Raw genomic sequence first — 11,412 nt, 5'->3', positions numbered from 1 at the left:
ATAAGAAAATCATCCCTTTTGCGGTATAACTCGCATAAAAATAGTTTACTCGTGTTTTTCGATTTTTAAAGCGTGTGAAAAAATTAAGAGTATGTAAGAGTAATAAGGTATCTTATGGATAATAAGGCAAAAACAAGCCAGTCATATTTTTATTAATAATAAATATTATGAATTGCTGGATTTTCTTGAAATAAACATAAATAGTTACAGGAATGCCGCCTCGTATATTATCGCCATTACGTAATACCACTTATACTTTAAGACGTACTTCAGCACCAAACACATCAATTGTATTTAATGCAACAACAGATAATGACAGCAATATTATTTATTGGTTTGTTGATGATGCTTATCTAGGGAATAGTACAAAATCAGCGCTCAATAGAGTGGTATCCCAAAGAGAGTAGTCGCTATCGTATTCGCGCAGTAGATGATAAAGGAAGAGCGGATACACGAAATATTCGTGTTGATATTATTGGTGTGATTAACAAACAAGAAATCGAAGCACATTAATATTGGCGTTAAAGTTTGTAGGTTTTACTTAATGATTATCTTAACACTAAAATATTAATTTCTATCGTTATCTTATTCTGACTATTAACTCACTATATTGTTGCGAGATAATTATTAGGTAAAATATTGAAAAATTTATTTTATCTTGTGAGCAAGGAAGAAATAATCAACATGAAAACTAGAATTCTAAAATTAGCTTTATTAAGCGCATTAGCATTACCTTTAGTGGGATGTGGTGGTGGAACACCGACTTGTGACAGCTCAGAAGCAAAAGACTTAGTCATTGATATTACAAAAGATGAACTTCGTGATCAAAAAATGGCTGCTGTGATCGATCAAATAAAGATCAAAGTAGAAAGCGTGCGTACTCGTGAACATGATGAGAAAAGAGATACTTACTCATGTGCTGCGGAACTTTCTTTTGAAGGTAAAGGCGGCAAAAATTCAATTCCGATTACTTATACCATTGAAAGCACCGATGACGGCAAAGAATTTTACGTTAATGTTTTCGGTTTATAATTGATCCAGAGAAAAAACCATAATAAAAAAGTAGATATATAAGTAACAAGCCTATATATCTACTTGTAATAAATTACGCTAGATCATCTAGAAATTCAGGTGATGGAACAAAGAATAATGTACCTGTTACAGGGGTACTGAATTTAAGTAATTTATCGGTATGGCCTTCAGGTGTGCCTGCAAACATATTTTCTAACATACGGTTAGTTGTTGAAAAATAACGCGCATAACCAATAAAGTAAGTACCATATTCATTTCTAGATGGATTGGAAAAAGGCATATTGGCTCTGACAATTTTTAAATCTTCGCCGTTCTCATCTTGAATATTGGTTACAACATTATGTGAACCGGGTTCTTTTTCTTCATCGGTTAACTCCACATCATTGAATTTGTGTCTACCAATGACTTTTTCTTGTTCGATAAGGGGCTGTTTTTCCCATGCTTCCATATCGTGAATATATTTTTGTACAAAGGCGTAACTGCCACCTTTAAATTCAGGATCTTCATCGCCAATAACGGCATAAGAAGCACGCTCATCTTCATACTCTGGGTTTTCAGTTCCATCGACAAAACCAATAATAGAACGGCCGTCAAAATATCTAAACCCATGAACTTCATCAACAGGCGTAACAATATTCTTTAGCTTTTGGCTGATGATAGACGCTAATTCGTAGCAGGCTGAAACTTTGAGGGCTCGAATATGGAAAAAGAGATCGCCTGGAGTAGAAACCGCAGTATAAGTGTCACCTTTAATTTCTTTAAAGGTATTTAGCTCTTTGGGTTTTGGCTGATTGGGAAATAATGTAGTCCACGCATTTGCACCGAATCCCATTACACAACTTGTTTCCAATTCAGGAAAACGTGTCCTCATACTACGTATCAAACCAGAAAAATTATTACAAAAATCGATCAGAGTATCGCGGTTTTCAGATGAGTGGGTGAGGTTAAAAACTAAAAAATAAGCATTCTCACAGGGTGATTTCGTAACATCTTGGTATTTCATAGTGATCCCTAAATGACGAATAATAGATGAATAATAATTAAGCTATATTTACAAAATATTGTTTTTTAGTTTTACACCAAAAACCTCTCTATTACAAAGAGAGGGTGAGATTTTTATTTTTATAAGTAACGAGTTTCAATATGATACTCTTTTTTAGAATATAAAATGTGGGCAACAAATATTTATCTAAATGAATTAATTCAATTCTGAGTCTGGAATATCATATTTTATGACAACACGATTTTTATACAATAATTCTGATTTAATTAATTGAGGAAAAGCGCCCACATTGTTTTTAGTGTAAATATCTCGCCAAATTTCATTACAACGATACACATGCTCTCCCTTTTTGATAAAAGAAGAAGATTTCTCATAAATATGATAACGATATTCCCTTGCTTCGCTACAAAGGAGTTCGCCTTCTAACTGATGTTCAGCGACATGTAATCTAATTTGATAATCATAAGACGTTGGATTATATAAGATTAAATCTACATAGTTATAAAAAATAGCGGCTCCTGAGCCAAAAGGGAGGACTCGTCCTTCATCAGGAAAGGGATCAAAACTGTGATTGGCTTTTTCAATCACTTTTAATTCAGAATGTAGTGCTAACCAATGTATTAAATTACTGGCTTGACAAATTCCACCGCCTACACCTTTTCTTGCTTCACCATAGGAGAGTTGCATGCCATCAATAAAACCTCTTTTATAGCTAGGTTTACCAATTAAATAGCAAAAAGAGAAATACTCTCCCGATTTTATCACTACACCATCTAATGCTTTTTCAACTAATTTAAGATTCGTTATCTTATTGTATTGTAATTGGATATCACTTTCGCCACGGCGACTAATTAATTTAGATGTGTGTTTTAGATAACGGTGTGAAAGCCGATGTTCTGGTTGAACGTCTCTGCTGTATTTTCGACTTGAAAATCGCCAACTAAGAGAGCGAAATAAACGACGTTGTGCCACTCTCAAAGTATAAAGAATAGGGTGATAAGACGAGAGTGTTCTACGCATAAAATCCTTTTAAACAATAGTTAATAGAAAGAGATAAACGTGAGTATGATAACGATTGAATGAGTGTATTGATACGCCGATATCCTTAAAATAATAGAGCTAAGAATTTAGCCAATAAATTTATTTATTGATATCTTTCGTTAAAATTTGAGCTTGAGATTGTAAAACAGATAAAAAATTCTTAGTGGCTGGAGAGATATATTTTTCTTTATGATAAAAGTAACGAATGCCTCGGCTAAATTGGATATCATCAAATGCAATTTCACATAAAAGACCTGATTTTAATTCTTGCATAATAGACAGACGAGATAAAATTGAGACTCCTAAACCGTGAATAACCCCCTGTTTTATTCCTTCCAAGCTATTTATTTCCATCACATTTTTGAGTTCTTTATTATTTTCTTGGATCCTATCTAATAAAAAATCACGGGTAGCAGAGTGCTCTGGTTTGATCAGAAAAACTTCTGAGGCAATATCAGAAAATCTGCAATGTTTCTTTTTTGACAGCCAATGTTCAGGTGAACAAATAAGCACTAAGGGATCGATAAGAAAGGTATCAAGATGATATTCCGTCGGATCTAAATAGATATGATCTGACATGATCAAAAATTCTAATTCTTGGGTATCAAGTTTATGGATAAGTTGTGTTGAGCTTGAAATATCCATACTTAATTTCACATCTGGATACTGTTCTCTAAATTGCGCCATAATTTGAGGTAATAGGTAAACGCCAACAAAATGGCTAGCGCCAAACTTAATTTCACCTTTAGAGGGATCATCAAATTGTCGCATATGCTCAGAAGAGGATTTTACTAAATTAATAATTTGGGTTGCGTACTGCTGATAAACCTTACCTTGAGGCGTTAAATAAAGCCGATTATTGATCCTTTCAAACAACGTTGTTTGCAATTCTTCTTCTAGTTTTCTGATTTTAATACTGACACTTGGTTGAGTGCAGAATAGACGCTCTGCGGTTTCAGTAACATTAAAACCGTTGGCAAGTAGTAGAAAAGCATCAAGTTGGCTTAAATTCATCTCAGCACCATAAATTATTTTTATAGTTATAATATATTAATACAATTATCTTTATACCTCAATATTTCTATACTGAACTTCCTACCCTACACATTAAGAGGAATCGGTTATGGAAAAGACTGCGAAGCGAGATGACATCGCTAAACCAGCGCCATCATCACCAAAACAAAACGGTAAGAAAATAACCTTAAAAACAATAGGAATACCTTTAGCTTTATTGGTATTACTCGTTTTATTTTTTATGCCAACACCCGATGGATTAAGTATTGAAGGGCAAAAAGCCATTGCTATTTTTTGTGCCGCGTTAATTTTATGGGTGTGTGGATCTTTACCCATTTATTTAACCTCAATGCTCGTTATTGTCTTACTTCCAATAACGGGCACTGTTGCAAAAGAGAAAGTGGTTTTCGGTACATTAGGTTATGACGTTATTTGGTTGATGGTTTCAGCATTTGTTTTAACGTCCGCCATGATCAAATCGAATATTGCCAGACGCTTTGCTCTATGGATGATCACCAAATTTGGGCAAACACCCAAAAAAGCGTTATTTGTCCTTATTTTAATTAACTTCAGCTTAGTTTTCTTTGTTCCCTCAACGACTGCACGCGCGACATTAATGGTGCCTATTTGTATGATCTTATTAGAGATACATAAGGCAATTCCTGGAAAAAGTAATTACGGGAAATTAATGATGTTGCAAGGCGTACAAGCTGATGCTTTGGCAACATCCGGTGTAATGACGGGAACTGCGGCTAATATTATTGCAGTTGGATTTATCAATTCACAAGCCGGTGGTTCTATTGGTTATATGGATTGGTTAATTGCTTCTTTCCCATTAGCTATTGTTGGTATGACTATCTCCTTTTTTATTGGATTAAAATTATTCTCTTTTAAGGGGGAAGTGGATTTTGAAGGTTCGCTAGAGAAATTAAAAAAAGAACGTTCTCAACTTGGTGCATTAACTAAGAATGAGAAAAAAGCCATGTATATCTTTTTAATGGCAGTGTTCTTATGGGCAACCGAAAGTTATCACCAAGATATGTTTGGCTTCAAAATTAGCGTTTATATGACTGCTGTTATTGCTGCCATTCTCTGTCTGATGCCTCGTATTGGCTTATTAACGTGGAATGAAGCCAATATTAAATGGGATCTTATGATATTTGCAGCAGGTGCTTATGCGGCAGGTAATACTTTAGAATCCACACAAGGTGCGCAATGGTTAATTGGTAAAATGGTTTATGGGCTCGGACTCGAAAATATGAGTACGACGATGGTCTATGTTGTTGTTGTCTTTATCTGTATGTATAGCCATTTAATTTTTACGAGTAAAACCGTGAAAACGACCATATTAATTCCAGCCATTATTGCGCTTGCCAAAACATTAGGCATGGATCCGGTAACATTAGCATTAGCCGCGTCATTTACACTCACATATACCATTACATTACCGCCACATTCAAAAGTAAATACCATCTATTTTTCAAGTGGTTACTTTAGTGTTTTAGACCAAATGAAATATGGATTAATTACCTGTTTTGTTGGTGCATCGGTAATTTCTATTGCGATATTCACTTGGTTCCAAATTCTTGGATATGGTCTTTAAGCCATTAAATTAAGGAATAATAATGAGACTAATTTTATTAAGACACGGTGAAACCTTATGGAATATGGAATCACGCTTACAAGGACATGCTAATTCTTGTTTATCACCAAAAGGCATTAATCAAGCAATGGCGATAAAAGAGAGTATTAAATTGTTATCACCCGCTAGGATTATTACGTCAGATTTAGGGCGAACAGTACAAACCGCAGAAATTGTCGGTCATCCCGAAGCGGTTAAAGAGCCGTTATTACGTGAGTTAAATATGGGGGAATGGACAGGACAGCGAAAACCAGAACTCATAAGACATCATGCAGATAAATACAAAAATTGGCGAGCAGGAACATATACGCCACCTAAAGGTGAAAATTGGTTTGATTTTTGTGATCGTATTGGTGCGGCATTAAAGGAATGGGTACACAAAGAAGACAGTGATTTATTAGCGGTTGTGCATAGTGGTGTTATTCGTGCAGCCTGCAAAGTATTTTTAAATTTGTCACCTGAGTTTTTATTACCCGCAACACCAGGCACAATAACGATATTTAATTTTGATCTTAATTCTGATAAAGCGCCAAAATTAGAAGCCTATAATATTGGATCTTATATGCCAGATAAGAATGTCGCTGATTAAGATTAATAAGAAGTGGTTTTCAATTTAATCATCCTGTTTTAAACGTATTTATTATTTAAGGCTAGAATTTAAATCTGAAATTTAAAATAAGTCACTCCGATATTAAATCAGAGCAAGGGAAACTTTGCTCTGATTTATTGAAATCAAACCATTAAATCCTACCAATATCCCAACACCTTCCACCACATGCTACCAAGGGTTATCCAAACGATAAGGTTAACCACACTCATCACAAATCCCGTTTTCCACCATTCACCTAATGTGGCGTAGCCAGAACCGAAAATAATGGGGGCGGTGCCTGTGCCGTAATGAGTGAGTGACATCATTAATGAAGATGAGAATGCCAAAATAAGCCCTAATAACATTGGTGGTGCGCCAAGGGCTAAACCTGCGGCATAAAAAGCGGCGAACATTGCGGTAATATGAGCAGTAGTACTAGCAAAGAAATAATGAGAATAAACATAAATTAGTACCAGTAATATCATGCCACTGACCCAACTAATGCCCATGCTATCAATACTTGCCCCTACACTGAGTGACAACCATTTAATTAATCCTAATTTTCCTAAGAAGGATGCCATCATTACTAATGCAGAGAACCAAACTACTGTATCCCATGCACCTTTGTTTTTTAAAATATCATCCCAATTTAAAACGCCAGTACATAATAAAATCGACAAACCAATAAAGGCTGCTGTTGTTGCATTAACGCTAAATCCATCACCAAATAATAATGCTGGGACACCAGCCCACATGATTAATAACAAGGCGAAGACGGCAAGAGTTATTTTTTCAGGTAATGAAATAGGGCCTAATTGCGCTAAACGCTCTTTGGCAAAATGAGGTGCATTTGGAGTGCGGGTTATTTCAGGCTTATACAGTAGATAAATAACAATAGGCATTAAAATTAATGAAACGATAGCTGGCACAAAAGCCGCAATTGCCCACATAGACCAACTAAGCTCATGTGTAGGATCTGTTTCACTAATAATTAAACTGACAATTAGCGGGTTAGGAGCTGTTGCCGTAATAAACATAGCGGAAGTAATAGGATTTATATTGTAGTTCACTAAAGAGAGGTAACGGCCTATTTTACCACTTGTACCATCTTCCGCTTTAGAGTTAAAACTATCTGAAATTGATCGCATAATGGGGTGAATAATCCCACCCCCTCGTGCGGTATTACTTGGTGTTACAGGAGCTAAGATTGTTTCTGCAATTGCTAATGAATAGGCTATTCCAATGGTTCTTTTACCAAAAAGTGAAATAAAATAATAACCAATTCTAGCGCCGAGTCCCGTTTTATTTAGACTCATTGATACCATAATGGAAATACCAATTAACCAGATAAGATCATTGGAAAATCCACTTAATGCATCACCGATAGCGGCTTTGGTTGAATTAGGATTAGTGACACCTGTAACAGCGACTAATGCGATAGCAATAATAGATACAGCACCGATAGGAAGTGCTTTACCAATAATGGCGGCGATAGTACCGACAAAGAGTGCTAATAAATGCCAAGCATTGGGATCAACCCCCTGTGGTACAGGAACAAGAAACCAGATAATAAGGGTAATAGAAACGGCGATTAATGTAGGTATCGGTCGTAATGGAGTTAATTTATTCATCAGGTTATTCCATTAGGTTGCAGGTTAAATAAATAATCGGAAGTAAAAAGTAAAGCTAATAAGTATTTTTATTGAAGATGATCTTATTAACATATTATTAAATATTCATTGATTGATGTCATAAAAATAAAATTATTTATTAACTTAATTTTAAAATAAGAGATTTTATGTAACTTAATGTTATTGAAATACAGGGTGATTATTTATCTTTATGTTTTTATTGTTGTTTTTTATTTTTATTATTATAACTAAACATTAATAATAAAAACTAAATTCAATGATAGGTGGAAATAAAATATAATTATGGTATGTAATTTTATCTCATATCACATTTATAATATTAAATTAATAAGATTATAACGGATTGTGTTACTATTCTCGGTCGCCTTTATTTTATTAACCTATGTGATTATAATGTCATTAACAATAGCTGAATAATGGTAAATAATATTTACAATTATTTTTTGCCATAATATCGAGATCTGAAACAATTCAGCTAAATATTGAAAATAACCTAATAGGTGATACACAATGAAGTACGATTTAAATGATCTCTACTATTTTGTGAAAGTCGTTGAGTTTGGCGGTTTTTCTCAAGCGGCAGAAACATTAGGTATACCTAAATCTAAACTAAGTCGTCGTATCGCTGATTTGGAACAGAAACTCAATGTCTCTTTGATTTATCGTTCTACACGTCAATTTCATGTCACTAAAATCGGGCAGACATTTTATCAGCAGTGTAAAAATGTGGTTGCAGAAGCTGAAATAGCGGAAGAAATTATTTATTCGGTACAAGGGCACCCACATGGCACCATTAAACTCTCGTGTCCTGTCGCATTATTACAAATTTATATTCAAGATATTTTAGTCGATTTTATGGAAAAATATCCAGATATTAATATTCAGATCTTAGCCATTAATCGACCTGTTGATGTAATTAGTGAAGGCCTTGATTTAGCTTTACGAGTAAGAGCATTACCGCTAGATGATTCAGGTTTAACAATGAAAATTCTAGGCTATTCTCGACGTGTTCTAGTTGCCAGTCCCCTGTTATTTGAAGGGCAAGAGCTTCCTGATTCACCAGAACAACTTGCAGATTATCCTATTTTGGCAAATAGCGAACACTCACAACAATACACACTTACGTTGACTCATGAAAATGGTACGGTTTCCACACAACACGTAACGCCGAAATTAGCGACAACAGATGTTATTACGCTTTATAAAGCAACATTAAAAGGATTAGGAATAGCGCGATTACCACTGAGTGTGGTTGAAAAAGAATTACAAGACGGCACGCTAATTGAAGTGTTGCCAAATTGGCGTTTTCCTAAAGATGTTATTCATGCAGTTTATCCGTCAAGAAAAGGGTTATTACCTGCTATTCAGGTGTTGCTGGAATACCTTGCTGATAATATGTCGCCATTGAAAGAGTAGAACAATATAAAAACGGCTCCGAATATTAAAGGGAGCCGTTTGAATGTTTATTGCTTTATACCGTATTTAAAAAAGTGTTACTCATTAGGAATACGACCAAATTTACCTTGGTTAAAATCATCAATGGCCTGTCTGATTTGTGCTTCGCTATTCATCACAAAAGGACCATAACCTACAACAGGCTCATTAATAGGCTCACCACTGAGATATAAGACGATAGCATCATCTTCAATCGCTTCAAGATTAACAGTACCACCTTCATTATCTAAAATAATCAAATCACCTGTTTGTAATTGGGTCTGATTATCAAGATAAACACTACCGTGTAGAACGACTAAGCCAACATAGCGATCTTTCTTGGTCGGCAGCGTCACTGATTTTGTGCTTTTTAATTGGAGATCCCACACATCTACAGGTGAAAAGGTTTTTGCTGCGCCATCTGTGTCATGATAATTCCCAGCAATAACGCGCAATTGACCCGCGTTATCTGCCAAAGGAAGTACAGGGATCGCGCTTTCTTTTAATAACTGATAGCCAGCAGGTGCTGATTTAGCCTCAGATGGAAGGTTAACCCACAACTGCACCATATCTAACACACCGCCTTCTTTAGTAAATGCATCAGAATGATATTCTTGATGTAAAATACCTGAAGCAGCGGTCATCCACTGCACATCACCTGGACCGATTACGCCACCTTCTCCAGTGGAATCATGGTGTGCAACTTCACCTTTATAAACGATAGTGACCGTTTCAAATCCGCGGTGAGGGTGTTCACCGACACCACGATTATGTCCTTGAGATGCAGGAAAATCAGTAGGGCCAGCTCTATCTAAAAGTAAAAATGGGTTTAAATATTTACCATGATTACCATAACTAAAGAGTGAGCGAACATGAAAACCATCACCAACCCAATGTTGACGAGGTGCTTTATAAATACCTATGATCTTTTTCATAAAATGTTCCTATAAAATGTCTATAGGTGCTATTTTAGAACGACTAATATATTTAAGTAGTATCAAAATTAGATTTCATCATCCTAAAAATAGAACAATAATAAAATGTTTCAGTGTTCTATTTTTAGAATAGTGTTTATCAGAATTGCTACTACCGAGCTTTTAATGAATTGACTATTGTTTATTACAGCAGAAGAGAAACGATATAAAAATATTTTTCCCTAATATTTTTCTCTAATATTTTTCTTCAATCATGTTAATAATCAACTTTATTAATTAAAAGGAATAAACAAATGAGCACTCCAGCAAATTTTAATGGTCAACGCCCTGTAATTAATCCAGAAGATGCTGTTATGTTATTAATTGATCACCAAAGTGGTTTATTTCAAACCGTAGGTGATATGCCAATGACTGAATTACGAGCACGCGCTTCAGTATTAGCGAAAATGGCAACATTAGCTAATATGCCTGTTATTACAACTGCTTCTGTACCACAAGGCCCTAATGGTCCATTAATTCCTGAAATTCATCAAAATGCACCTCATGCAAAATATATTGCACGTAAAGGTGAAATTAACGCTTGGGATAATCCTGAGTTTGTTGAAGCTGTTAAAGCAACAGGTAAAAAGCAATTAATTATCGCGGGTACTATTACGAGTGTTTGTATGGCATTCCCTGCAATTAGTGCGGTTGCTGAAGGTTATCAAGTCTTTGCAGTGATTGATGCATCAGGTACTTACAGTAAAATGGCTGAAGAAATTACCTTAGCTCGTATTGTTCAAGCGGGTGTAGTACCGATGGACACCGCAGCGGTTGCTTCTGAAATTCAAAAAACATGGAATCGTGCTGATGCCGCTGAATGGGCGCAAGCGTATACTCAGATTTTCCCTGCTTATCAGTTATTAATTGAAAGTTATAGCAAAGCTCAAGACGTATTACAAAATAACGAAGTTTTAGATTCTCAGCGTTAATTAATTTTAAATTCTCTTTGTAATTTTTATTCTCTTTGTTTAAAAATGCCTATAAAGCTTTTTCTTTATGGGCATTATTTTATAAAAATATATTAGGAA

General features: G+C 35.1%; 11 protein-coding genes. 6 read left to right on the top strand and 5 right to left on the bottom strand.

What is annotated here, in order from left to right; genetic code table 11:
* The first annotated feature begins 212 nt into the window (after positions 1–212).
* Positions 213–407 carry a hypothetical protein gene (locus ACNARN_RS17815; protein WP_198620870.1) on the top strand — a complete coding sequence of 65 codons (195 nt, stop codon included), beginning with the start codon at positions 213–215 and terminating at the stop codon, positions 405–407.
* A 277-nt stretch (positions 408–684) separates the two neighbouring features.
* The gene (locus tag ACNARN_RS17810; RefSeq protein ID WP_198625906.1) at positions 685–1,032 is read left to right on the top strand and encodes a hypothetical protein; all 348 of its coding nucleotides are present in this window, start codon (positions 685–687) and stop codon (positions 1,030–1,032) included.
* A gap of 73 nt (positions 1,033–1,105) precedes the next feature.
* On the opposite strand, the gene ACNARN_RS17805 is transcribed toward ACNARN_RS17810, so the two are convergent.
* The 3 genes from ACNARN_RS17805 to ACNARN_RS17795 all read right to left on the bottom strand — a co-directional run bounded on the left by ACNARN_RS17805 (position 1,106) and on the right by ACNARN_RS17795 (position 4,090).
* Positions 1,106–2,035 (bottom strand): Dyp-type peroxidase, encoded by a 930-nt coding sequence (locus ACNARN_RS17805; protein ID WP_109371420.1) that lies wholly within the window; start codon positions 2,033–2,035, stop codon positions 1,106–1,108.
* A 195-nt stretch (positions 2,036–2,230) separates the two neighbouring features.
* Positions 2,231–3,055, bottom strand: coding sequence for a VanW family protein (locus ACNARN_RS17800; protein WP_416304784.1), 825 nt, complete (start codon positions 3,053–3,055; stop codon positions 2,231–2,233).
* Between the two features lie 120 nt (positions 3,056–3,175).
* Positions 3,176–4,090 carry a LysR family transcriptional regulator gene (locus ACNARN_RS17795; protein WP_198620868.1) on the bottom strand — a complete coding sequence of 305 codons (915 nt, stop codon included), beginning with the start codon at positions 4,088–4,090 and terminating at the stop codon, positions 3,176–3,178.
* A gap of 109 nt (positions 4,091–4,199) precedes the next feature.
* Between ACNARN_RS17795 and ACNARN_RS17790 the strand changes: the two genes are divergently transcribed.
* Positions 4,200–5,693, top strand: coding sequence for an SLC13 family permease (locus ACNARN_RS17790; protein WP_196533963.1), 1,494 nt, complete (start codon positions 4,200–4,202; stop codon positions 5,691–5,693).
* A gap of 22 nt (positions 5,694–5,715) precedes the next feature.
* On the top strand, positions 5,716–6,321 hold the full coding sequence (locus ACNARN_RS17785) for a histidine phosphatase family protein (RefSeq protein ID WP_109371414.1): 606 nt from the start codon (positions 5,716–5,718) through the stop codon (positions 6,319–6,321).
* Positions 6,322–6,479: 158 nt separating this feature from the next.
* On the opposite strand, the gene ACNARN_RS17780 is transcribed toward ACNARN_RS17785, so the two are convergent.
* Positions 6,480–7,952, bottom strand: a complete 1,473-nt coding sequence (locus ACNARN_RS17780) for an anion permease (protein WP_196533964.1) — start codon at positions 7,950–7,952, stop codon at positions 6,480–6,482.
* 531 nt (positions 7,953–8,483) lie between these two features.
* Here ACNARN_RS17780 and ACNARN_RS17775 point away from each other — a divergent pair.
* Positions 8,484–9,389, top strand: coding sequence for a LysR substrate-binding domain-containing protein (locus ACNARN_RS17775; RefSeq protein WP_198620866.1), 906 nt, complete (start codon positions 8,484–8,486; stop codon positions 9,387–9,389).
* Positions 9,390–9,466: 77 nt separating this feature from the next.
* Here the strand turns inward: ACNARN_RS17775 and ACNARN_RS17770 are convergent, their stop codons facing one another.
* The gene (locus tag ACNARN_RS17770; RefSeq protein WP_416304783.1) at positions 9,467–10,342 is read right to left on the bottom strand and encodes a pirin family protein; all 876 of its coding nucleotides are present in this window, start codon (positions 10,340–10,342) and stop codon (positions 9,467–9,469) included.
* Between the two features lie 293 nt (positions 10,343–10,635).
* Between ACNARN_RS17770 and ACNARN_RS17765 the strand changes: the two genes are divergently transcribed.
* Positions 10,636–11,313, top strand: coding sequence for a hydrolase (locus ACNARN_RS17765; protein WP_416304782.1), 678 nt, complete (start codon positions 10,636–10,638; stop codon positions 11,311–11,313).
* The last annotated feature ends 99 nt before the right edge of the window (positions 11,314–11,412 follow it).

It is taken from the genome of Proteus sp. TSJ240517, assembly GCF_047921575.1.
GTDB lineage: Bacteria > Pseudomonadota > Gammaproteobacteria > Enterobacterales > Enterobacteriaceae > Proteus.
This window is presented reverse-complemented; position numbering and strand designations above follow the sequence as displayed.

Excerpts from the sequence above, each read along its gene's own strand:
- ACNARN_RS17780 (WP_196533964.1), bottom strand. The coding sequence starts at position 7,952 with ATGAATAAATTAACTCCATTACGACCGATACCTACATTAATCGCCGTT.
- ACNARN_RS17800 (WP_416304784.1), bottom strand. The coding sequence starts at position 3,055 with ATGCGTAGAACACTCTCGTCTTATCACCCTATTCTTTATACTTTGAGA.
- ACNARN_RS17815 (WP_198620870.1), top strand. The coding sequence starts at position 213 with ATGCCGCCTCGTATATTATCGCCATTACGTAATACCACTTATACTTTA.
- ACNARN_RS17765 (WP_416304782.1), top strand. The coding sequence starts at position 10,636 with ATGAGCACTCCAGCAAATTTTAATGGTCAACGCCCTGTAATTAATCCA.
- ACNARN_RS17810 (WP_198625906.1), top strand. The coding sequence starts at position 685 with ATGAAAACTAGAATTCTAAAATTAGCTTTATTAAGCGCATTAGCATTA.
- ACNARN_RS17790 (WP_196533963.1), top strand. The coding sequence starts at position 4,200 with ATGGAAAAGACTGCGAAGCGAGATGACATCGCTAAACCAGCGCCATCA.
- ACNARN_RS17770 (WP_416304783.1), bottom strand. The coding sequence starts at position 10,342 with ATGAAAAAGATCATAGGTATTTATAAAGCACCTCGTCAACATTGGGTT.
- ACNARN_RS17795 (WP_198620868.1), bottom strand. The coding sequence starts at position 4,090 with ATGAATTTAAGCCAACTTGATGCTTTTCTACTACTTGCCAACGGTTTT.
- ACNARN_RS17785 (WP_109371414.1), top strand. The coding sequence starts at position 5,716 with ATGAGACTAATTTTATTAAGACACGGTGAAACCTTATGGAATATGGAA.
- ACNARN_RS17805 (WP_109371420.1), bottom strand. The coding sequence starts at position 2,035 with ATGAAATACCAAGATGTTACGAAATCACCCTGTGAGAATGCTTATTTT.
- ACNARN_RS17775 (WP_198620866.1), top strand. The coding sequence starts at position 8,484 with ATGAAGTACGATTTAAATGATCTCTACTATTTTGTGAAAGTCGTTGAG.